We start from the raw sequence: 23023 nt of genomic DNA on the forward strand, positions 1-23023 counted from the left end.
ACGGTCGCGGTCGTGGTGCCGTCGCCGGCGATGTCGTTGGTCTTCGAAGCAACTTCGCGGACCATCTGCGCGCCCATATTCTCGAACTTGTCTTCAAGCTCGATTTCCTTGGCGACGGTGACGCCGTCCTTGGTGATGCGCGGTGCGCCGAACGACTTGTCGATGACCACGTTGCGGCCCTTGGGGCCAAGCGTGACCTTCACTGCGTCGGCGAGGATGTTGACGCCGCGCAGCATGCGCTCACGGGCATCGCGGGAAAATTTTACGTCTTTGGCAGCCATTTTTAGCTCCTGGCAGGGGCTTGAATTGAGCCCTGGGGTTTAAGTGATGGTGAGGCCGAGATTCAGCCGACGATGCCCATGATGTCGGATTCCTTCATGATCAGAAGGTCTTCGCCATTGAGCTTGACTTCGGTGCCCGACCACTTGCCGAACAGGATGCGATCGCCGGCCTTGACGTCCAGCGGGACGAGCTTGCCGGCTTCGTCACGGGCGCCGGAACCAACGGCGATGATCTCGCCTTCCTGCGGCTTTTCCTTCGCCGTATCGGGGATGATGATCCCGCCTGAGGTCTTGGATTCGGATTCGACCCGACGAACGACCACGCGGTCATGCAGCGGCCGGAAATTCGACTTTGCCATTTTGGATATCCCTGGTGCGGAGGTTGAAAGGTTCTCCGTTGCCGGAGCGTGGTTAGCACTCGCCAGTGGAGAGTGCTAACGTGGCGCTGAAATAGGCTGTGGGCTCGTACTAGTCAAGACGGACGAGGGGTCGGCCGAAGAGCAAAGGATTTGGAATAGGCGCGGAAGCCTCGCCCCCGTTACGGTGCATCCAACTGCGTAAGCGAGCGTTTCGGCCGTAAGCTCTGGGCCAACTTTCGTCTCTGTTTGGAATGTGAAATTATGTGAAATTAATGGCCGAGCAGTCGGCCGGAATCGATGGCCAGCCACACAGTCTTGAGCTCTTTGCAATTCATCATAACCTAAGTGGCATCGCCAAAAGGAGCGCTTATCGCAATCGATGGTCTGCAAATGCCCGCCGAAGCGCCTGGCAATCCTAAAGCAAGGTGCTCGCAATTTGCTTGTTCGGTAGGTTCCGATCAGCAGGTCGAGAGGAATGCTCGTTTTGAGGACGGTGTTTGGGATTTCGTGATCGAGGTGGATTGTTCCGTGGTGAGGTTTGCGTCGGCGATTAGATAGACAAGATGGCGCGCCCGTCCAGTGCGCCCACCGCGCGAATCTCTCCCTTCACGAATTCCGCCGTGAACGCAGCGCGTTGAGCCGCAACGGCACCGGAAAGCCTTGACGATCATGCCGGGTACTGGCGTGTGCTGCGATGTTGTAGGTGGTCACGCGGGCCCTGACGTCATTGCGACGGTAAATGAGCAGCGGGGACCGGGCGGGGGGCTTGGGGTTAGTCCCCGCTGCTTTGAGCTGCCTTTGCAGGGTGCAGTGGCAGCACAACTAAATAGTGACTGAGCAATGACAGGACCCAGACAGCGGAGCCTTGGGCACCCTGTCAGTCTTACACCGGCTAGTGCCGCCCCCAAGGCCACCCGGGCGGGTGTCTCAAGAGTGCGGCCGGGGACGGGCCTTCAAAGATTGCGACTTCCGTACCCCAGCCTACACTCCGGCCTGACGCGCGTGCCCACCCAATGACGAGTGCCCACCCAATAGACCCCAGCGTCAAGCGACAGGTCATTAGTAGCCGATAAAGATCGCCCCCAAATCGGCCGCTTGGGCTAGCTCGGATAGACAATTCGGGTGAGCGGGTTCAACGGGGTCAAAAGGAGGGGTGAATATCCGGGCCAAATTTTCTTACGACCCATCCCCCGTGCCCCTTCGGTTTCACGACACAGGCCCGGGCGAGACGACCGCCAGACGCCGAGAGGCTGCCCGGTGGCGGTACCTCAGACCGACATGAGCACGCGCTGGCGGGGCTATCCTTGTCCAGCGGTTGGAGTGCGTAGGGCAGACGGTACGGACCACCTGCTTATGTATGACGTGGCGAGGGGAGCGCTAAATGGCTCCGCTTCGCCAGCCTAGCCAAGGTGCTCCTGGAGGCCCCGGTTGCGGCCACGATGTTGTTCCAGGACTGGCCCGCCTCGAGCATCTTCACTATGGCCGCATTGCGCTCCTGGTCCTCAGGCCGCTCCCGGTAGCGCCCTTCCTGCTTGGCCTTCTGGGTACCCTGGGCCTGCCGCCGCCGCCCGGATATTGGGACATGCGAACAGCGTGTCGGAGGAGCACCGTGTCGATGCATCATCGGCATCGACGTAGATGCCGCGCATCAGCTTCACCAGTTTGCCCGTCTCTGCGTGTCTTCTCGATCGTTTCCCCGACCAGATGGAGAGGCATTCTAATTTTTCCGTACTTCAGTACGCGAAAGTACTGCCGAGAAAGCCTTTCTTGGGTCGTCTTCCGAAGCGGAAACGTTGAAGGACAGAGGATCATTGGGCCTATGTGTCCACGCTAGCACGGTGATTCATCCAAAAAAATGCACGACAAGCTCCATCGAACAGGAGATTTGTCGTCAACCTGCCAGCGTATTACGTGATGTTGCTAGCACCGAAGAATTTCAAGCATCAAAGACTTGCCAATGAACAACCTCAAAAAGGTGTGCCCACACAATGTCACAGCAGATGAGAATGCGAAGCTTTGGTCGATCGAGGATCGACAGGATTCGACACGACACCCTAGACGGGAATGGGCTGGCAGGAGATGACTCGACCTAGGGCTGTCGAGCATGAGCAAGACCGTCCTTGCCTTATGGTCTGTGAACTCCGGCTTTGACCTCGCCGAATGGCTGTCGTAAATAATGCAGTCAAAAGTGTGCATACCGCGACGGCGACCACATTGTTTTAGTCTTTTCAACAGCCTAACAATCTGACGGTATTCTTGACGGTATTCCTTGGAAGATGATAAGATTTTCTCAATCGAAACAAGCAGTTATAGACATAATTGATCATTGAGTGGGAATAGGGGAAACGGCGGCAACAACGAGGGCCTAGCACGTCAGCGTCTCTGCCAGTGTCCCTGCACCAATTATCCTTTACCGCTTCGATCGCCCTTCCGTAGCAACCTGGCAACACTGAAACGCGGCTAAGCGCGAATGTAAAGCGTCCTCAGAACCGCGTAGAGCCTTGGCGTACAGCGGCGCGCAAATAGGCGGGTTTGGACCAGCGACAATGGTCGCGGAAGGTATTGGGACGCTCTGCTGCGGGGCGCGAAGAAGAGGCGAGCATGTCGTCACCGGATCTGGAATCCGTGGGCCAACGGATCGCGATCGTCGACGAAAATCGTGTTGTGGCCGATAATCCGCGCCCAGCCGCCGACACTGGGCTTGATGCCCTTGAAGGGACCTATGTCTGCCTCCGCCTCGACGCGGCCTTCGAACACAGTGCCGATCAGGCTTTCCTGGCGGAAGGTGTCGCCGACCTTCAGTCGTCCCTTGCCATGGAGTTGCGCCATGCGCGCCGAAGTTCCAGTCCCGCCTGGCGAACGGTCGATCGCCTTGTCGCCGTAGAACACCGCGCCGCGGCCGTCGGCGTTGCTGCTCGAGGGCGCATCGCACCAGATGGCGTGGTGCACGCCGCGTATTTTCTCGTCTTCGGGATGGACTGGATCGCAGATCGGCTCGAGCGCATCGCGAAGACTGCGGCTGAGGTCCACGATATCGCTCGCCGACATGCCGTCCAGGCCCTGCCATGATTTCTGCGGCTCGACGACAGCATAGTAGTTGCCGCCATAGGCGATGTCGACGATGAGCCGACCGAGACCAGGGACTTCGACGGCGATATCAGCGGCATGCAGATAGCTGGCAACGTTGAACATCCGGACGGAGTCCACGAACTCACCAGGCTTCTCGTACTGGATATCAACCCTGCCGGCCGGAGTCTCGATCGAGAGCTTACCCGGCACACTGGGCGTTACCAGGCCTTCTTCGATTGCTGCCGTCACGAGACCGATCGTGCCGGCGCCGCACATCGGCAGGCAGCCGCTGACCTCGATGAATATGACGGCGAAATCACAGTCCTCGCGGTACGCCGGATAGATGATCGCACCCGACATGATGTCGTGCCCCCGCGGCTCGAACATCAGTGCCCGCCGGATCCAGTCATGATCGCGTACGAACAGGTCACGCCGCTCGGCGATGGGAATATGAGGCAGCAGGGGACCACCTCCGGCGACCAGGCGCACCGGATTGCCGCAGGTGTGGCAATCGATACAGAAGAAACTGCGGCGCACGGGAATTCCCTTTTCGGTTCAGGCGGCCTTCGCCGCACCAGGCGCCTGGCTGCGCTGCAGCACTCCCCTGGAGACCCTGTCGAGGAGGATGGCGACGGCGACGATCGACAGCCCAGCCCTGAGGCCGAGGCCCATTTCCATCCGCGTCAATCCCCGCGTCACCTCGGCTCCGAGACCGCCTGCTCCGACGAGGCCGGCCAGGACGACCATGGCCAGCGACAACAGGATGCACTGGTTGAGACCGACCAGCAGTGTCGGGGTAGCCGAGGGAATTTCGATCTTGAACAGAATCGACCGCGGCGAGGCGCCGGTGGCTTGCCCGAGTTCCAGGAGGTCTTTCGGCACCTGGTTGAAGGCCAGGGTGGTCAGGCGCAGCATTGGAGGTATGCCGTAGACAATGGTGGCGATGATCGCCGGAACGCGGCCGAGGCTGAAGATCATCACGGCAGGGATGAGATAGACCCACGGCGGCACGGTCTGCATGATGTCCAGCACCGGTCGGATCGCGGCCTCGAACTTCCTGTAGCGCGATGCCAGGATGCCAAGCGGGAAGGCGATCGACACGGAAATGATCACCGCAACCGTCACCAGCGCCAGCGTCTGCATCGAAGCGGTCCAAAAGCCCGCCAGCAAGCAGAACGTAAGCGCGATCGCGGTCACCACCGCGACCCGGACGCTGACGAAGAATGCGGCGAGAAGGACAGCCACTGCGATCGTCGCGTAAGGCGGCGGATAGAGCAGCGCGGTTTCGATGCCGCCCAGCACCGCCTCGATCAGCTTGGTCACCGTGTCGAAGAACGGATGGAAGTTCTTGTTCAGCCAATCCACAACGGGGGCCAGGTAAGCCCCCGGCGAAAACCGGAACAGATCAGGGTTCATCTTGCGCCTCCCTCGGCGCGATGCGCCGCGCTCTGCGTGAACCTGTCGAGCACCATGGTCAGGATGACGATCGCGATCGCGGCATTGATCGACGTGGCGATGTCGAGCGTACGCACGGCTGTGTAGATCGTCTCTCCGAGACCTCCCGAACCGACGATGCCGGCGATGACGACCATCCCGAACGCCATCATCAGGCTCTGGTTGATCCCGGCCATCACGCTTGGGATGGCGAAAGGCAGCCTGATCTTGATGAACATCTGCCAAGGTGTCAGGCCGGTTGCCTGGCCGAGCTCGATGAATTCGTGCGGCGTCATCCGGATGCCCAGGGACGTGAGCCGGATGGCGGGCGGCATCGCGACGATGACGGTAGCAACGAGCGCGGTCGCCGGCCCATAGCCGAGCAGCGCGATCGCAGGGAGGAGGTAGATGTAAGGCGGCAAGGTCTGGATCAGGTCGAGCACGGGCTCGAGAAATCGGTCGAACGACCTGACGAAACCGGCCACGAGCCCGGTGGGAATACCGACGACAAGGGCGAGGATGGTGGCGGTGGTCACTAGGGCCAATGTGCTCATGGTTTCGGTCCAGAGCCCCATGACCGCGCAGAAGATCAGGGCAAGTCCCGCGAGGACGCCGGACAGGGCGTTGATCAATCGCCAGCCGAGCAGTGCCGCGATGATCGCGATCACGTAAAACGGTGCGAGCTGCAGGAGCCAAAGGACGCCGTCGTAAGTCCCTTCAAGCACGGTCCTGAAAAAGTCGAACAACCATTCGCCGTTGTCGCTGATCCAACCGAGCGCGGTGTCCGTCCAGGCATCGAAAGTGTCCGTAATGAATGCAGTGTCCATTTCGATCTCCCGATTTATGCCGCGGCGAGTTCTCCCGCGGGCGCCCCGGCAACACCGCGCAGCAAGCCACGGATGGTGACGACACCAACGACGGTGCCGTTCTCGATGACCGCGACCGCATCGCGGTCGGACTTCATGGTGAGGTCGATGAGTTCGCCGATGTCGGCCTCCGGCGAAGTCCGAAGCAGCGCGTTGACGTCGCAATGCGGGTGCGAACTCTTGAACTCGGCTACGGGTCGCATCACGGAGTGCGCCTTGACCAGGTGAATCCTGGATATGCCCGCCACGAAATCGGAGACGTAGTCATCGGCGGGTTTGGTTACGATCTCCTCAGCCGTTCCGACCTGGACGATGACACCGTCCTTCATGATGGCAATGCGGTCGCCGATGCGGATGGCTTCCTCGAGGTCGTGGGTAATGAAGACGGCCGACTTGCCGAGCGACTTGGTGAGGTTGCGAAATTCGTCTTGCAGTTGGCGACGGATCAGAGGGTCGAGAGCACTGAACGGTTCGTCCATGAGGATGATTTCGGGGTCTGCCGCCAGCGCCCGAGCGAGGCCGACGCGCTGCTGCATGCCGCCGGACAGTTCGGCGGGATACCGCGACGTCCAGTCGGCAAGCCTCACCTTTTCGAGCGTTGCACGAGCGATCCTGTTGCGCTCGTCTTTCGCAACGCCACGTACCTCAAGACCGAAGGCGGCATTCTCGAGAACCGTCCGGTGAGGGAGAAGCGCCACGCTCTGAAACACCATGCCGATGTTGCGGGCGCGCATATCGCGAAGGTCGGCCGCACTCAGCTTGGCGATCTCCTTTCCCTTCACCGTGATCTTGCCGAGGCTGGGTTCAATCAGACGATTGAGGAGCCGGATCAGCGTCGACTTGCCACTCCCCGAGAGCCCCATGATGCAGAAGATCTCGCCGCGGCGGACCTGCAGGCTGGCGTCGGAGACACCCACCACGCAGTCGAATTCCTGCAGCACCTGCTTCTTGGATAGCCCACGTTCGGTTATGGCCTTGACGGCGGTCTGGGCACGACCACCGAAAATCTTCCATACGGACTGGCAGTCGACCAGAACTTCGCTGGTGGCATTCATCGCAGTGTTCATCGCTTTCCCCACGGGCCGGCTTGGCGGCGGCCCTTCATGTTTTCATAGCTCCGGGACGGGCCGCCGATGTCGGCGGCCCGCCGTTTCGACAATTATTCGGCCTTGATGTTCTCCCAGCGCTTCAGGAGGTCGGCATGGCTGTCGGTCCAGGCCTTGATGGCCTCGTCCATGGTCTTGCCTTCGTTGACGGCGGAGTTGATCGCGGTGATGTCGGCAAGCGGCACGTAGACGCTGGCGATCACTTCGCGTGCATGCGGATTGTCGGCGGAGAAGCCCTTCTTGCCGATCCAATAGTAGCTCTGCGGCGGTGGGAAGACCGCCTTTGGGTCCTTGAGGAACTTCACGTCATACTTCTGCATCATCCAGGAGGGCTCCCAGATCGTGACGGCGATCCATTCCTTGCGGTCGACAGCCGACTTGAGCGCCGCGGTCATGGCAGCGGTGCTGCCTTCCACGAGTTGCAGTTTCAGGTCGTATGCCTTCACCGAGTTCGCGGTGTCGCGCATCAGGCCGGATCCCGGCTCGATGCCGACGATCTTGCCGCCGAACTTGTCGGCGTTGTCATTCAGCTGGTCCATGGAGTCGATCGTCACGTATTTCGGCACCGCCACGCCCTGGAACAGGCCATGCGAAACCGGAGAGATCTTCTCGAGCTTTTTCTTGTTCTTGTCCCAATAGTCCTGGGCGACGTAATCGGTCTGCGAGGCGAGGATCTGGATGTCGCCCTTGCTCAGCGCGGCGTAGGCGATGCCCCATTCGGAGAAGTCCACCACCTTCACGGTGTAGCCGGAATCTTCGAGCACCTTTTTGGTGATGCCGGTGATGGGGGTGAGGTCCTCCCAGGACATCGTGCCCACGGTAATGGTCTTTTCTTCGGTGTGGGCGGACAACATCGTCATACCGACCATCGCGGCAGCGCAGAGCGCTTTCCACAACGTCTTCATTCTACTCACTCCTTTTGTTTATCGTTCCCATTCTCATTTGAAGACTTTGCGGTCGGCTCAGTCTTCATATTGCGCGGCGGGGGCTCATCCCTCGCGGCCTGCACGCAATTCCTGCAATCGGATCACGGTGTTGACGCCGAGCCATGCGAGCGGCTCCGGTGGGAGCCTCGCGGGTTCCGGCTGATCCGAGAATTTGTCGAGCATGTCCGAGCGGGTACCGGTCGCCAGATCGGCGGCCATGACGCCCGCGAGCGTGCTTTTCACGGTCCCGAGACCGTTCTCACAGCACGCGGAGTAGAGGCCCTGTTCGATTTCGCCGAAGGCGGGCACATGGTTCCGGCTGAGGCAAAGCCGTCCGGCCCAGACATGCTCGAACGGCACGTCCTTGAGGTCGGGAAACCTGGCGTCCAGGGAAGTCCGCTGCTCGGCGGCGATCCCGGCCAAGCGCCTTTCGCCCACCTCGACGCCCCAGTCGTAGGTGAACCGCGTCCGAATCACGATGCGCGAGGACCCATCGATTGTGATCTTCCTGACGGTCGCCCCCATTGGATCGGCCGGAAGCAACGCCCACCTGTCCTTGCCCGTGGACCGCAAGGTGAAAAGGGTAGTCATCGATGCATAGGTGAAGATGTGCATCAAACGACCACGGAAGTGACCGAAATCCTCGATATGGCCGTTGACGCCCAGGATGACTTTCGGCGCGGTCACGCTTCCGCGACGCGATACGGCCCTCCACATCCCGCCCTGGCGCTCGAGTCCAAGCACCGGCGAGTGCTCGAATATATCGGCCTTCGATGCCAGCCCCGCGGCGAAGCCGCGGATATAGTCGGCGGGCTGGATCATCACGGCGCCCGGCGTGTAGAGACCTCCCAGATAGTAGGACGATCCGGTGATCTCCCGCATCTCGTCCGCATCCAGGAAGCGGTGCTCCTCGCCGATGTTCGAGAGCGAGCGGCCATAGTTCGCATTGAGCTTTATTCCACGCTCTGTCGCCGCGGCATTGATCTTGCCCGACGGATCGAAGGTGAGCACGGACATGCCGTATTCCGCCGCGGCGTCGGCGGCGAAGGAAATCGCAAAACGATTCTGGGCGATCTCCACCTTCGTCGCGGTTTCGCTGGCGACGGAATATTCGCCCGACGACAGATTGTGCGGGACGTCGATCATGTAGCCGGAGTTTCGGCCCGAGGTCCCTTTGGCGATCTCTCCCGCCTCCAGCAGGACGATCTTGTCGCGAGGCCGCAGTTGACGCAGCCGCCGCGCCGCGGAAAGGCCCGCGAAGCCCGCCCCGATGATCAGCCAGTCGGCCGACACGTCGCCATCGAGCGTCCGGACGGGGAAGCTGCGTCTGCTGAGCGCCTCCCATCCCGAGGTTCCGGATTCCGCCGGAAGACGCTTGACGACGATGTTGTTCACCGGATGGTCTCGTCCACCGAACGATCCGAGACGTCGATCCAGACCGTCTTCAATTCACAGTAATTGTCATGCGCGAAGACCGACTTGTCGCGTCCGCCGAAACCGGATTCCTTGTAGCCGCCGAACGGCGTTGTCGCGTCGCCTTCGCCGAAGCAGTTGACGGTCACGACGCCCGCCCGGATTTCGCGCGAAAGCTTGATCGCCTTGCGCAGGCTTGCGGTGTAGACGGACGCAGTCAGCCCGTAGTTCGTGTCGTTGGCGAGCGCCACGGCTTCGGCAAGCGAATTGAACGTGGTGACCGAAAGGATCGGTCCGAAAATCTCCTCCTGAAACAGGCGGCTCACAGGTGTAACACCATCGACGACGGTCGGTTCGATGTAGATGCCCTTGTGCGTGGCGCCGCCATGGGCGATGGCGAGCTTTTCGGTCTTCACGTCAGCGAGGAAGGATTTCACCTTCTCGAAATGGCTCTTGCTGACCAGCGCGCCGATGCGATTTTCCGGATCGAGCGGATCGCCCGTCTTCCACTCGCGCATGTAGGCGCCGATCCGCTGCAGCAACTCGTCCTTGATGCTGGCGTGAACGATGAGCCGTGACGTGGCCGAGCAGTTCTCGCCCATGTTCCAGAACGCGCCGTTGACCACCTGTTCGGCGACGAGGTCGAGGTCTTCGGCATCCTCGAGAACCACAGCCGGGTTCTTGCCGCCGCATTCGAGGACGACGCGTTTGAGATTGGAGTCCGCCGCATAGCGCAGGAAGCGCCGACCCGTCGGTGTCGATCCGGTGAACGCCACCATGTCGACGCCCATATGCATGCCGATCGGTTCGCCTACATCCTTGCCGCCGCCTGTGACAACATTGAAGACGCCCGCTGGGATACCCGCCTCATGCGCCAGCTCGGCGACACGAAGCGTAGTCAGCGTCGTCTCCTGAGCCGGTTTCACGATCACCGAGCATCCGGCGGCAAGCGCCGGACCGATTTTCCAGGCCAGCATCAGCAACGGAAAATTCCACGGCAGGACGCAACCGACGACGCCAACCGGTTCGCGCACAACCATGGTCAGTGCGTTCGAGCCCACGGGAGCCGTGTTGTCATAGAGCTTGTCGATCAGTTCGGCATGCCAGCGGATGGTGTGGATCGTGTCTGGAATGTCGACGGTCTGGCATTCGCGGACCGGCTTGCCGCTGTCGAGGCTCTCCATGACCGCAAGTTCGTGGCGGTTGCGTTCCATGAGCTTCGCAAATTTGAGCATCACGGCCTTGCGCTCGCCAGGCGAGCGCAGATGCCAGCGGCCGTCGTCGAAGGCTTGCCTGGCCTTGGCGACGGCGAAATCGACATCGCTAGCGTCGCATGCCGCGACCTCGGCAAGCGTGTCGCCCGTCGCCGGATTGGTCGTCTTGAATGTCTTGCCGGAGTTTGCAGGACGGAACGCCCCGTCAATGAAGGCATTGGTCGGAAACTGAAGGTCCGCGGCGATCGCCTTGTATTCGGCAGCGGTCAAAGGTTCATGCATGGTTTGCTCCCGACGTGATCTGGGCGACCGTGCGCTTCAAGGTGGCGACGACAGTTTGGAGAGTTCGCTTTTCTTCCGAATTGAGGGGACGCAGCGGCGCCCGCACGGGGCCGGCTTTGAGGCCGATCAGCTCACAGCCGTGCTTGATCGACTGAACGAACTTTCCGCATTCGAGGAAATCCATGAGCGGCAGCATCGCCGTCATGATGGCGCGGCCCTTGTCGAAATTCCTTTCGAGCACGCAGGCCTCGTAGAGCGCGACATGCTCGCGCGGCAGAAAATTGGAGCCGGCGCAGACCCAACTCCTGGCACCCCATGCAAAGAATTCGAGAGCCTGGTCGTCCCAGCCGCAAGAGAGCGCGATATTGGGGAACTTCCGCGCCAGCAAATGGACGTTGCCCATCTCGCCGGAGCTCTCTTTGATGGCGACGACGTTCCTGGACCTGCCGACGCGGGAGAAATAGTCCTCCCGCATCGTCACGCCCATGCGGGCCGGATAGTTGTAGAGCATGATCGGGAGGTTCGCCGCGCGGTCGACAGTGAGGGCGTGAACCGCATTCTCACGCTCGGTCGGCAGAGCGTATGGAGGCGACGACACGAGGATGGCGTCAGCACCGATCTCCTTTGCCGCCTTGGCATATTCGACCGAGTCTTCGGTCTTGGTAGAGCCCGTTCCAATGATGAGCGGAAGCCGGGTGCCAATCACCTGCTTGGCATAGGCGGCGAGATCGAAGCGCTCCTGGGTGCTCTGGGCGTAGTATTCACCCGTCGATCCACCAACGATGATGCCGTGGACGCCCGCTTCGATGAGCGACTCGAGCACCGCCGCGAAGGCGCCGCGGTCTATCTCCCCGTCCGGGTCGAGAGGTGTGATGGCCGGGGTGTAGATACCTTCGAACTTCAAGACAGTTCTCCATCAGTGGAGTGGCCATTTCGACCAATGCGTCCTTGGGGCGCATGAGACCGTCTGCGAATTCTCATGCGAGAATTCTCAGCGCTCAGAACCGGTCGATCGCACTTGATGTCTTGGAAAATTGCACACGACCGCGAGGGAGTCAATGCATTGTATTATCTATGTACACATTATTTATATTTTGATAACACACGACCTGCTCGCAAGAGCGAGCCTGGGACGGGCTGGGTTCGGCTGAATGTGCCTGTGCCTTTCACTGCCGGCAAACTGCCTAAGCGCGTGACCAGAGCGGGGTCGCGGTAGAGGGGGCAAGCCCACAAGACCAGAAGTAACGAGCGGCGCATCTCGAGCCGTTTAAGGTGATTTCAGCAAAAGGGTGTGATTCTAACCGGAGGGTTAGGCGCTAGTGCTGAAAGTTGAGGTCCTCGAATTTCGCCGGGTCGCTAATGGCGTTGCGTTCAAGAATCGCCAACGAGTGCATCCGCCTTCAATCCTTGGGGCGCGATAAACATCTCCATGTTTTCGCGCGACAGTTCCCAGTGCTCGAACACGAGATCGACAACGGCGTCCTCTTCGTGAGCGCCGATAGCGGAGATGAAGCCGTCGTGATGCTCGACCGCTATCTGGAGTCGCTTGCGCATGTCAGCGTTGCGTGGTCGGAAGAAGGTGTGACCGATACGAGCGTGGTCTATCAAAAGCCTGCCGAGACTTGGCTGAAGGTAGACATTGCCGGACATCTCGCCAATGATCTCGTGAAATCGGTTGTTCTCGAGCACCATGGAAAGCGCGTCGCTGGACATACTTGCCTTGCGGAAACGCTCCTGTGTGTCCTTCAGATCCGAAAGCTGTGATGGTTTGAAATTCTGGACGGCCAATCGGCCGATCGCTGCGTAGATCATGGGCGCGACCAGGAAAAAATGCCGAAGTGTCGAATGGTTCATCGGAACAACCCGGGCTCCCCTGTTCGCCCGAATTTCGATGTATCCTTCGCCCTCCAATCTGCGGAAGATTTCCCTGACCGGGGTCCGCGAAAGGCCGTAGCGCTCGCTTAGCGCCATCTCATCGAGATCCTCGTCAGGATCAAGTTCCATCGTCAGGATGCGACGCTTCAGATCATCGTAGAGATTGCCCTTGCTGCCCTTCATTGCGCACCTTCGGAATGGTTCTGATAGTCAAACATCTATTGCGACAGGAAGAATCGCATGCGGTGGTCAGCGAGTCAACGGATTGTATTTTCTTGGTACACAATATATAACCCGTCATCGATGGCTCACCCGCCAGAAGGGAGACAGCCGAATCCGTCCCACTGCGATCGAGCAAGGCCCAACGATAGCCCAGGAAAAAGGAATGCCCAAGAAGTTCGCGTTTCTCCTGGTTCGCGACTTTACCCTCTCGCCGCTCTCGCTCTTCATCGACACGCTGCGCTTGGCTGGCGATGAGGGCGACCGGAGCCGCAAGATCGAATTCGACTGGCAGATCGTCGGCGAACGCGGCCTGCCGATCAGGGCGAGTTGCGGCGTCGAATTGCTTCCGACGAAGGAGATCGGCAATCCGGAGGACTTTGACAACGTCGTCGTGGTCGGCGGCCTGCTCGACACCAACCGTGCCCTCAGTTCAGAGAAAGAGGCATTCCTCTTGCGGGCCGCCGAGAAACGAGTGCCTCTTACCGCGCTTTGCACGGGAAGTTTCGTGCTTGCCCGTTACGGCTTGCTAGATGGCTATAGCGCCGCCGTCAGCTGGTTCCACATCAAGGATTTTCGGGCTGAGTTCCCCGACGTGAACGCGCATGCCGATAGTCTGTTTTCCGTCGACCGTGGCCGCTCAACATGTGCCGGAGGCACGGGCGCGGCTGACCTTGCCGGCTTTTTCGTGTCGCAATTCATCGGTCAGAAAGCGGCGGAAAAAGCCGCCAAGATACTCGTCCTTGATCGCATTCGAAACATCAGAGACGTGCAACCCGTCGGGGATCTTTTTCCCGAAGCGTCGAGCCGTGCGGTCAAGCGGGCCCTGCTGTTGATGGAAAGCAATCTCCAGGCGAAAGTCTCGATCACCGAGATCGCAGCCCAGTTGAATTGTTCCAGGCGTCAGCTGGAACGTGTTTTTGGAACTGAATTGGGTGTCAGCCCGATGGCGGCGTATCTCGCGCTACGCGTGCATTATGCGAAGTCTTTGCTGGAAGACAGCGACTTGCAGATAGGGGAAATCGCGTACCGATGCGGTTTCGAGAATGCTGGTCATTTCAGCCGGGTATTCCGTCAGCACACCGGTATGACGCCTACCCACCTTAGGCATCCGACCCGCTCGGTCCGCATTCCCGCAAAAGAATGATTTATCACCCTGCCGGTGACGGCCATGATGACAGCTTTGCGTTGGCGATTGAACGTTCGACTTCGGCGAGAAACCGGGCGCGCCTTGGTATCCATCATACCCGGAGAACGTGCGTCGTCTCTTCCATTTCTGCGCGAGGCAGAAGGCTGGACAGCCCATGGACTTTGCAGCCATTCCCGCTTGCACCGTTGTACGTCAGTTTGCGACAGAAGCCGACGTTCCCGCATTTACCCCAATTCTTCCCCTAAACAAGCACGACCCGGCAAGCGTCGCCGGCGATCTCCTGCGCGTCGGTCGCGCGATATGGACAGCCCCGCTAAAAGTGGGGCGTAGGCGGCGAGTTTGCGGGATACGAACTCGGTGAGGAGCCGCACGCGCTTCGTCTTGCGTGTCTCCCCCTGAGTGAGAACCCAGATCGGTCCATACAGGTGTAGGTTGGTACCTGGCACCCTCTCCAACAAGGGATCGGTATCTCCGACGAAACACGGGAGCGTCGTGATGCCTATACCTTGCCGGACCGCCGCGATCTGCGCTTCGAAATCCATAGTCCGGAACGGAGTCCCAGTCGTGCGAAGTTCTCCCTCGCGGGTCCAGTCCGGTACTCCATGACCGCTTATGGCGATCCACCTGGGATCCGGCCCGCCCGCCTGCCACTCGGCTAGTCGATCGCCGGACATGTAGAAGCCGCCGAACAGCTCCGGCCCCTTCAGGCCGTGAAGATTGAGCGGCAGGGCTTCGCGGTCGTAGACGACGCGGATCGCCACGTCGGCCTCTCGGTTGGTCAGGTTTGCCAGCTCGCCGGACGACAAGATTTCCATCTCGATGCCCGGATGCAGGCGTACGAAATCCGCGAAGTCCGGCATGAGCAGGTGTGCTGCGAGGGGCGCCGGCAGCGTCACCCGCAGAAGCCCGCGCACGCTTTGATCGCGCCCCAAGACGCGCGTTTCCAGTTGGTGCGACGACGCTTGCATCTGGTCCGCGAACTCGAGGACCTCCTCGCCCGCAGCTGTTAAGCGGTAGCCCGAAGGCAGCTTTTCGAACATCTGCGCCCCGAGGCGGTCCTCGAGCTGGGCGATGCGTCGCAGCACGGTCGCGTGGTTCACTCCGAGACGTTTGGCGGCGGCCCGCACTGAGCCTCCTTGCGCGGCGGCAAGAAAGTAGCGAACGTCATCCCAGTCGATCATGGTGCATTTCCGCGCCGCGCAGTCGGCTTCCGATGCTCATTCTAACATACGGAGCCGGAGTTTGCGCGAACATCGTGGCGTTTGATTATCGGTATGGATCGTTTTCGCACCACCGATGTGCGCTATTGCTCACTGTCTGGCTGACTTCGGCAGGGCCATGTTGAGCTTCTCGGGAAGACGTCCCGTACGGTCAAAGACCCGAAATAGCGAAACGAAGGATACACGATATGCCCAGATTGAATGGAAAGACCGCCGTGATCACGGGTGGCGCCACCGGCATCGGCCTCGCCGCTGCAAAGCGCTTCATCGAGGAGGGCGCTTTCGTCTTCATCTTCGGCCGTCGGCAGGATGCGCTCGACGCCGCCCTCGTCGAGCTCGGGTCCAATGCCCGCGCGGTGCAGGGCTCGGTCTCCGATGAGGCCGATCTCGACAAGCTTTACGCGGCGGTGAAGACCGAGCGCGGAACCCTCGACATCGTCTTTGCGAACGCTGGGGTAGGAAGCCAGCTTAAGCTCGGCGAGATCACCGCCGAGCACATCGACGAAACCTTCGACGTCAATGTGAAGGGTACGATCTTCACGGTCCAGAAGGCGCTGCCGCTGATGGGCGAAGGCGGCTCGATCATCCTGACCGGATCGAGCGCCGGCACCACGGGCGCCCCGGCGTTCACCGCCTACAGCGCAAGCAAGGCGGCTGTGCGCAACCTCGCACGAACCTGGGCAGAGGATCTCAAGGGCACCGGCATCCGGGTAAACGTCCTGTCGCCCGGGGCCATCGCGACCGAACTCGCGACCGAAGCGCTCGGAGAGGGCGGCTTGAAGGCTTACGGCTCAATGACTGCGTTTCAGCGCATGGGCGATCCGGCAGAGCTCGGGGCGGCGGCGGCCTTCCTCGCCTCGTCGGACAGCAGCTTCATGACCGCCAGCGAGGTAGCCGTCGACGGCGGCCTAGCCCAACTCTGACCCGCTTCGCCTGGACGGGTTCCATTCGATATTCAGCGCCCGACCGGGCGTGGTAAAACAAAGGAAAATAAACATGAGCTACGCAATTATCGGCTTCGGCAATACCGGCCAGGGCTTGGCCAAGGCGTTTGCCCGCAAGGGCATCGACGTATCCGTGGCAACCACGCGCGACCCGGAAAGCTTTGCAGCCGATGCGGCCGCGATCGGGCCTACGATCATCCCCAAGACGCTGGCGGAGGCAGTCAAAGCGGACATCATCTTTTTGGCAGTTCGTTTCGAGGCGCACCCGGATGTCGCGAACGCGCTGCCCACCTGGCAGGGGAAGACCATCGTCGATGCGACCAATGCCTATGGCGTACCCCCTGAGGAACTGGGGGGACAGCCGTCTTCCAAGTTCATAGCGCAGGCTTTCTCTGGTGCAAGACTGGTCAAGGGCTTCAACCATCTGATCACTGCCACCCTTGACCAAGATCCCGCCGTACATGGTGGCAAGAGAGTCGTGTTCCTGGCGAGCGACGATGAAGACGCTGCAGCGCAGATTGGTACGCTCGCGGAAAATCTCGGCTTCGCGCCGATCAAGCTAGGCGGGCTTTCGGAAGGCGGACTGCTCGTGCAGGCGCGCGGGAACAGCTGGGGCCGGCTGATCTTCAAGGACCTGGTCAAGTTCGACTGATGAACATGACGTCCCACCGGCAGGGACACGATGCACGCATCGGATCGAGCATGATCCGATGCGTGCGGCCGAGGTGACGCCTGGAAGCAAAGGATGAAGTGCTCCGCCTCTCGTCAGCAGTATGATGAATACTTAGTTTTGACGGTCGAGCGCAGCAGAAGCCTATCCGGTCGACGGGTTCGCCAGGATGGAGCCCGTAATGATGCGAAAGAGATGATCGGCCCGCGGCGCGAATGAGGGTTGGTCGACCGCCCATCCGAGAGCCGTCATCAGGGCGAACAGGTCATCCCCATTCATGTCGGGCCGCGCCGCGCCTTCGGCCTGTGCACGGAGCAGCAGTCGCGCGCTCGCCGAGTGCACCGCAGCGCATGAAGCATAAAGAGCGGAGTCCGGGTTCGTGTGGGCGGCGGCCATCATGGCGACGACGCCCCTATAGCTTTGGGCGAACACCAACCATTCCTGGAACCAGGAGATGAGCGCCTCGTCGGGTGAGTTCGACGTTTCGAGTTCATCTGCCTTCTGAGTCAGTGCGTCCAGATTCGTACACAGCAGCGCGTCGAACAGGGCTTCTCGCGTCGGGAAATGACGAAGCAGCGTGGCTAACCCGACCTCGGCTCGACGGGCGATATCGCGCATCGATGCGTCGGCGCCGTGCTGGGTGACGACCTCACGCGCGACCGCAAGGATGTGGCTGTAATTTTTTTTGGCGTCGGCTCGCATAGGTCACCTTGATAATCGGATCAGTGATCCAGATATACGGATCAGTGGTCCACAAGTGTATATGGAGCCGGAGGCGCTTTCCGGCAACCCGAAAAGCGAAGTCATGGGAACACGAACATGAGCACTATCAGCATCATCGGCTCAGGCGGTATGGCCGCAGCGATCGGCGATCTTGCCGCCAAGGCCGGACACACCGTCGAGGTGATGAGCCGCGACGCCACCAAGTCGCGGGCGCTGGCCGAGCAGGTCGGAGCCGGCGCGACGACCGGAACGTTTGGCGCCGCCCCGGTCGGGGACATTGTCATCCTGGCGGTTCCTTATTCGGCCGTTCTCGACGTGGTGAAGCAGTACGGCGAAAAACTGGCAGGCAAGCTCATCGTCGACATCACCAACCCCATCAAATCCGACTTCACGGGTTTCTTGACTCCTGAAGACAGTTTCGGCGCGCAGGAGATCGCCAAGGTTGCTCCTGCCAATGCCACTATCGTCAAGGCGTTCAACACCCAGAACGCCCAGGTCTTGGCTGCCGGTCCTATCGGGGGCCATCCATTGGACGTGTTCATCGCCGGGGACGACTCTCAGGCGAAGGCGCGCGTCTCGGCGTTCATCGACAGCCTCGGGCTACGTCCGATGGATACCGGGCGGCTGATTATGGCGCGGACGCTGGAGCACGCCTGCATGCTGTGGCTGGGCCTCATGACCCGCTCCATCAAACATACCAACTTCTCAATCCGCGTCAGCCTCTCGGCTGAGCCCGCGGCACCACGTCTCGCATCACATTACCCAAGGAGCAGCAGCATGCGCGTTTTAGTTACTGGCGGGACCGGTCATATCGGTTCGCACATCATTCCCGAGCTCATCGCGGCCGGACATGAGGTCATTGGCCTGGTCCGGTCGGACACGTCCGCGACGGCGGTGTCGGCGCTCGGCGCCAAGGTACGTCGCGGGGATATCACCGACCTCGACGGGCTCAAGGCGGCGGCGGCGGAGTCTGACGGCGTCATCCACGTCGCGCACAGGCAGGATCTGCTTCCGTCCGGCGGGATCGACGCCGTGGCCGCTGCGGAGCTCCAGATCATGCTCGCCTACGGCGAGGCGCTGGCGGGGACCGGAAAGCCGCTCGTCGTCTCGGGGAGCATCGGCTCGGCGGGGTGGGAAGGCCTGGGCCGGCCAGCCACCGAGAAAGATCCGGCTCTTCCCGGCGGCGAAGCATACAAGGGCACCCTGCGGGTTCGTAACGCCGTGGAACTCGCCGTGATCGGCCTCGCGGAGCGGGGCGTGCGGTCTTCGGTCGTCCGAATTCCTCCCATCGCGCACAGCACGACCGATGCCGGCTTCCTCCAGCTGCTGATCGGTCTCGCGAAGGAGAAGGGCGTTATCGGTTACCCCGGTGACGGCGCGAACCTCTGGCCGGCTGTGCATGCCCGCGACCTGGCCTCCCTTTTCCGCCTGGCGCTGGAGAAGGGGCCGGCTGGCAAATATTGGCACGGGATTGAGGGCGACGGCATCCGGTTCCGCGAGATCGCCGAGGCCATTGGCAGCCGTATGGGCATGCCCGCTGTGCCCATCCCTGCGGACGTACTGATGCTGCCTGGCTTCTTCGGCTTTCTCGCGAATTTGGTCGCGCTGGACCTTCCGGCGTCCAACGCCATCACCCGCCAGACTCTCGGCTGGTATCCAGGTCAGCCGGGCCTGATCGAGGACCTCGACAACGGCCATTACTTTCCGGCGGGTCGTATCGCGATCCCGTAATTCGTCAAACCAATAAACGGATCCCCCGTCTAGCGACCACCAGCAATACCCCCACTCAATAGGAGACTACACATGAGCACTATCAGCATCATCGGCTCAGGAACGATGGCCGCCGCTATCGCGGTCCGTACCGCCAAGGCCGGACACACTGTCGAGGTTGTCAGCCGCGACCCCGCCAAGGCGCGGGCGCTCGCCGACCAACTTGGAGCTGGAGCGACCACTGGGATATACGGAGCCGCCCCCGCGGGCGACATCGTCATCCTCGCCGTGCCGTACAGCGGTGCAGCGGCGGCGGTAGCCGACTTTGGGAAAGCGCTCGATGGCAAGGTAATCGTCGACATCGCCAACCCGGTTACCCCCGACCTCTCCGGCCTCGTCACGCCCCACGGCAGTTCTGGCGCGCAGGAGACCGCAAAGGGCCTCCCCGCCGGCGCGCATGTTGTGAAGGCGTTCAACACGATCTTTGGTCACGTGCTTGCGAAGGGTGGACGCCTCGACGCGTTCATCGCAGCCGACGATGCGGAGGCGAAAGCGCGCGTCTCGACGTTCCTCGAGAGTCTCGGGCTGCGTCCGCTCGACGTGGGCGGCTTGCACATGGCCCAGACGCTGGAGGCGCTCGGTTTGATGATGATTGGCCTCGCCAAAAACGGCGCCGGCACCTGGGACTTCGCCATGAACGTCGATATCGGCTGAATCACCGACATCAGCCCTCACCGGCAGATCCGCAATACCACTGGAAGCAAGTCATCTCACGTTTGGAGCGGACATCGGAGGTCAATTCGTATTGGACCGGTCGGCCGGTCTTCTGCTGCACTACAGCCAAGGAATCAATCATGATCACTCCCTTCCAGATTCCCTATGATCCGGACCAGGCCGCTGACCTTCGTGGCCGCCTCGCACGGACGCGTTGGGCCGACGCGGTAACTGACGACTGGACCATGGGAACCGAGCGCGGCGTCCTCAACCAGTTCATCGATTTCTGGCGTGACAGCTATGACTGGGCACAGCGGCGAGATCGGCTCAACCAGCTGCCTCATTTTCGGACGACGGTCGATGGCCACGGCATACACTTTCTGCATTTTCGCAGCGCACAAAGTGGATCGATCCCGCTACTGCTGATGAACGGTTGGCCGTCCAGCTTCGTGGAGTTTCAGCGTATAGCGCCGCTGCTTACCCGGGGAAAGCCGGCGTTCGATGTCGTGATCCCCACCATGCCCGGCTTCGGCTACTCGGACAGGCCAACCCGGCCCTACGAGGCGGAGCCCAGTGACCTTTATCCGAAGTTAATGACGATGCTGGGCTATGGGCGGTTCGTCGTGGCTGGGACTGACATCGGCTCCGGCCTTGCCACCCGGATAGCGCTTCGGCATCCGGCGCGTTTGCTGGCTCTCCATGTCTCGACGGTCGCGCCGAAGCCGATTCCAGAAGATGCGTCGCCCCTGTCGAAGTCCGAGATCGACTATGACGAGCGCCTCCAACTGTGGAGCCGGGAGGAAGGGGGCTATCAGGCGATCCAGAGCTCGAGGCCACAAACTCTCGCCTTTGGGCTTGCCGACAGTCCTGTTGGCCTGGCCTCGTGGATTGTCGAGAAGTTCCGGGCCTGGATGGACTGCGATGGCGACGTCTTCTCTGTCTGGCCACTCGAAGACCTGGCTGACGCTCTGACGATCTACTGGATGACCAACAAGATCGGGTCGTCTGTCCGCTACTATTACGATGCCGCCCGGCTGCGGCCGCCGCTGCGGGCGGATGACTTCGTGCATGTCCCCACCGCCGTCGCGATGTGGCCACATGATCTGGCGCTCGCGCCGCGCGAGCGGGCCGAGCGGCTCTACAATGTGCAGAGTTACACCGTCTTTCCGCGTGGCGGGCATTTTCCGGCCTGGGAAACGCCGGAACTCTACGCCGACGATTTGCGAAAGATCGCGCTCGCCGCGATCTGAACGAACAAGCGTGTTCCGCTTCACCCGCTGGCGGGCACGGCTTGTGGAGATTGCCCGCCAGCGGCGTGCCGAGCAGGCGCGGCTGGCCAAGCTCGAAGAACAGCGGGTGGAATATTTCGATCGCAAGCTGGCGCAGGCAGAGCAGCGTGATCGACTACGGACGTTTCTGATGACGCTTCCCCCTGACTCCATCTCCGAGGAAGCGTCTGTTCGCTCTATCACCGGGCGGTACGGCACGAGGGCTCCTTCGGTCGAGCAGGCAGTCCAGGTATTTGCGAGGCAACAAGGCGAAATCGTCGTACCGAGCGGCGCTGCCGCAGTCAAATCATTGCAGCCGGCTGTTGTGGCGCAGCACCAGGCCGACCGCGCCGAGCAAGGCATCGTTCTGCGTGTGCTTGCCAATGATTATCCGCGTGCGCAGGGCGGGCGCGATATCGCGGGACTTGATGAGCGTGTGGCGTTCATATGACGTGATCAGCGGTGCCAGGAGAATGTCGCCTGCCAACGCCATGCGGCCACCGATGATGATGAGCGGCGGATTGATCACCGAGCCGATCAGACCAAGACCGCGGCCGGCGAAGTCCGCGGTGTCCTCGATCATCCGTAGCGCCCCGACGTCGCCCTGTTCAGCCATCATGATCACCTCGTCCATCGTCACCGGCCGCCGCACGATGCGCGAAATCTGCTCCAGCGGCCGGGCAAAACTCGCATAGAGCTCCAGGCATCCGCGATTGCCGCACCGGCAAAGATCGCCGCCGGGATCGATGCTGATATGCCCGAATTCGCCGGCGCCGCCGGCGGTTCCGGTCACCAGCCTGCCATGCTGGACTATGGCCCCGCCGACGCCGAGATCGATCTTGAACAGGACGAAATCGTCTTGGCCGACGGCCGCGCCCCACATCAGCTCGGCAATGGCCGAGCAGTTGCTCTCGTTGTCGGCGAAAATCGGCTGTTCGAGAACCGGCCCGAACACATCGCGGATGTTGACCCCGGCCCAGGTCGGAACAATACTCGCACGCTGCACCACGCCTTCGCGGCTGACAGGGCCCGAGACGGAAACCCCAACCCCCAGGAGCCCCGCCATCGGCAGACCGTTCTCTTCGTAGCATTGGGCAATTGCTGATTTGGCGAACTCGGCCGCCTGTTGTGGCTGGTAGTCCAGACCCATGGGAAGAGTTTGTTCGGCAATGACAGAATGCGAGACGTCGGCAACGATGCACCGCATCTCGTCGAGGCCCAGATGGATCCCGACGCAGGTGCCCGCAACAGGATTGAGCGTCAAGGTCGCGGCAGGCCTGCCAATGCCCCTGGCCCCGTCGTGATGGGCCGAGGATTCGATCACCATTCCGGATTTTTTCAAGCCGTTGAGCGCCGTTGAGACCGTCGATCGCGCCAAGCCGGTGATATGCGCGATTTGCGAGGCAGAAAGCACGCCGCGCTCACGCAGGCAGCGCACGATCAGGCTCTCCGGTGATGCGGAGGGCCTGTCGATCAGCCAGTTTCTAAGCGAAGGTTTGTTCATGATGAGCACAAAGGACGTTGACTGATAGCTCAAATATGTCATCTTGGAAAGAACGGAGATACTGCATCCCCGTCGG

Annotated in this window: 20 protein-coding genes; 6 read left to right on the plus strand and 14 right to left on the minus strand. The window is 61.1% G+C overall.

From position 1 onward, the window contains the following. From AC0L2V_RS25760 to AC0L2V_RS25810, 11 genes are all read right to left on the minus strand, one after another. On the minus strand, positions 1 to 281 hold a 281-nt coding region (locus AC0L2V_RS25760; RefSeq protein WP_473521556.1), incomplete at its 3' end, for a TCP-1/cpn60 chaperonin family protein. A gap of 62 nt (positions 282 to 343) precedes the next feature. Then, on the minus strand, positions 344 to 640 hold the full coding sequence (gene groES / locus AC0L2V_RS25765; RefSeq protein ID WP_473521557.1) for a co-chaperone GroES: 297 nt from the start codon (positions 638 to 640) through the stop codon (positions 344 to 346). A 2607-nt stretch (positions 641 to 3247) separates the two neighbouring features. Further along, complete coding sequence (locus tag AC0L2V_RS25770; protein ID WP_473512425.1) at positions 3248 to 4246, minus strand: 4-hydroxyproline epimerase; 999 nt, start codon at positions 4244 to 4246, stop codon at positions 3248 to 3250. A gap of 18 nt (positions 4247 to 4264) precedes the next feature. Further along, complete coding sequence (locus AC0L2V_RS25775; protein ID WP_473512427.1) at positions 4265 to 5125, minus strand: ABC transporter permease; 861 nt, start codon at positions 5123 to 5125, stop codon at positions 4265 to 4267. Next, a complete protein-coding gene (locus AC0L2V_RS25780) occupies positions 5122 to 5970 on the minus strand; it encodes an ABC transporter permease (RefSeq protein WP_473512428.1) in 849 nt (282 codons plus the stop codon). Before AC0L2V_RS25780 ends, AC0L2V_RS25775 begins: the two co-directional genes overlap by 4 nt. 14 nt (positions 5971 to 5984) lie before the next feature. Next, positions 5985 to 7076, minus strand: coding sequence for a quaternary amine ABC transporter ATP-binding protein (locus tag AC0L2V_RS25785; protein ID WP_473512429.1), 1092 nt, complete (start codon positions 7074 to 7076; stop codon positions 5985 to 5987). Between the two features lie 92 nt (positions 7077 to 7168). After that, on the minus strand, positions 7169 to 8020 hold the full coding sequence (locus tag AC0L2V_RS25790; protein ID WP_473512430.1) for a glycine betaine ABC transporter substrate-binding protein: 852 nt from the start codon (positions 8018 to 8020) through the stop codon (positions 7169 to 7171). 84 nt (positions 8021 to 8104) lie between these two features. After that, on the minus strand, positions 8105 to 9436 hold the full coding sequence (locus tag AC0L2V_RS25795) for an NAD(P)/FAD-dependent oxidoreductase (protein WP_473512432.1): 1332 nt from the start codon (positions 9434 to 9436) through the stop codon (positions 8105 to 8107). After that, complete coding sequence (locus AC0L2V_RS25800; RefSeq protein WP_473512433.1) at positions 9433 to 10950, minus strand: aldehyde dehydrogenase; 1518 nt, start codon at positions 10948 to 10950, stop codon at positions 9433 to 9435. The genes AC0L2V_RS25795 and AC0L2V_RS25800 overlap by 4 nt, the downstream gene beginning before the upstream one ends. Then, on the minus strand, positions 10943 to 11854 hold the full coding sequence (locus AC0L2V_RS25805) for a dihydrodipicolinate synthase family protein (protein ID WP_473521558.1): 912 nt from the start codon (positions 11852 to 11854) through the stop codon (positions 10943 to 10945). The genes AC0L2V_RS25800 and AC0L2V_RS25805 overlap by 8 nt, the downstream gene beginning before the upstream one ends. A gap of 467 nt (positions 11855 to 12321) precedes the next feature. Next, positions 12322 to 13008 (minus strand): GntR family transcriptional regulator, encoded by a 687-nt coding sequence (locus tag AC0L2V_RS25810; RefSeq protein ID WP_473512437.1) that lies wholly within the window; start codon positions 13006 to 13008, stop codon positions 12322 to 12324. 202 nt (positions 13009 to 13210) lie between these two features. Between AC0L2V_RS25810 and AC0L2V_RS25815 the strand changes: the two genes are divergently transcribed. Next, on the plus strand, positions 13211 to 14191 hold the full coding sequence (locus tag AC0L2V_RS25815) for a GlxA family transcriptional regulator (RefSeq protein WP_473512439.1): 981 nt from the start codon (positions 13211 to 13213) through the stop codon (positions 14189 to 14191). Between the two features lie 227 nt (positions 14192 to 14418). On the opposite strand, the gene AC0L2V_RS25820 is transcribed toward AC0L2V_RS25815, so the two are convergent. Then, complete coding sequence (locus AC0L2V_RS25820; protein WP_473512441.1) at positions 14419 to 15375, minus strand: LysR family transcriptional regulator; 957 nt, start codon at positions 15373 to 15375, stop codon at positions 14419 to 14421. Positions 15376 to 15602: 227 nt separating this feature from the next. Here AC0L2V_RS25820 and AC0L2V_RS25825 point away from each other — a divergent pair, with 227 nt between their 5' ends. Continuing rightward, positions 15603 to 16337 (plus strand): SDR family NAD(P)-dependent oxidoreductase, encoded by a 735-nt coding sequence (locus AC0L2V_RS25825; RefSeq protein ID WP_473512443.1) that lies wholly within the window; start codon positions 15603 to 15605, stop codon positions 16335 to 16337. Positions 16338 to 16410: 73 nt separating this feature from the next. Then, positions 16411 to 17010, plus strand: a complete 600-nt coding sequence (locus AC0L2V_RS25830; RefSeq protein WP_473512444.1) for an NADPH-dependent F420 reductase — start codon at positions 16411 to 16413, stop codon at positions 17008 to 17010. A gap of 162 nt (positions 17011 to 17172) precedes the next feature. On the opposite strand, the gene AC0L2V_RS25835 is transcribed toward AC0L2V_RS25830, so the two are convergent. Further along, positions 17173 to 17730, minus strand: coding sequence for a TetR/AcrR family transcriptional regulator (locus tag AC0L2V_RS25835; RefSeq protein ID WP_473512446.1), 558 nt, complete (start codon positions 17728 to 17730; stop codon positions 17173 to 17175). 117 nt (positions 17731 to 17847) lie between these two features. Between AC0L2V_RS25835 and AC0L2V_RS25840 the strand changes: the two genes are divergently transcribed. The 3 genes from AC0L2V_RS25840 to AC0L2V_RS25850 all read left to right on the plus strand — a co-directional run bounded on the left by AC0L2V_RS25840 (position 17848) and on the right by AC0L2V_RS25850 (position 21425). Beyond that, entirely contained in the window at positions 17848 to 19482 is a 1635-nt protein-coding gene (locus tag AC0L2V_RS25840) for an NAD(P)-binding domain-containing protein (RefSeq protein ID WP_473512448.1), read from the plus strand. A gap of 72 nt (positions 19483 to 19554) precedes the next feature. Next, a complete protein-coding gene (locus AC0L2V_RS25845; protein WP_287218194.1) occupies positions 19555 to 20175 on the plus strand; it encodes an NADPH-dependent F420 reductase in 621 nt (206 codons plus the stop codon). A gap of 140 nt (positions 20176 to 20315) precedes the next feature. After that, positions 20316 to 21425 (plus strand): epoxide hydrolase family protein, encoded by a 1110-nt coding sequence (locus AC0L2V_RS25850; protein ID WP_473521559.1) that lies wholly within the window; start codon positions 20316 to 20318, stop codon positions 21423 to 21425. A gap of 325 nt (positions 21426 to 21750) precedes the next feature. On the opposite strand, the gene AC0L2V_RS25855 is transcribed toward AC0L2V_RS25850, so the two are convergent. Continuing rightward, on the minus strand, positions 21751 to 22989 hold the full coding sequence (locus AC0L2V_RS25855) for an ROK family transcriptional regulator (protein ID WP_473512451.1): 1239 nt from the start codon (positions 22987 to 22989) through the stop codon (positions 21751 to 21753). Between the last annotated feature and the right edge of the window lie 34 nt (positions 22990 to 23023).

The organism is Mesorhizobium sp. WSM4814, assembly GCF_055811595.1.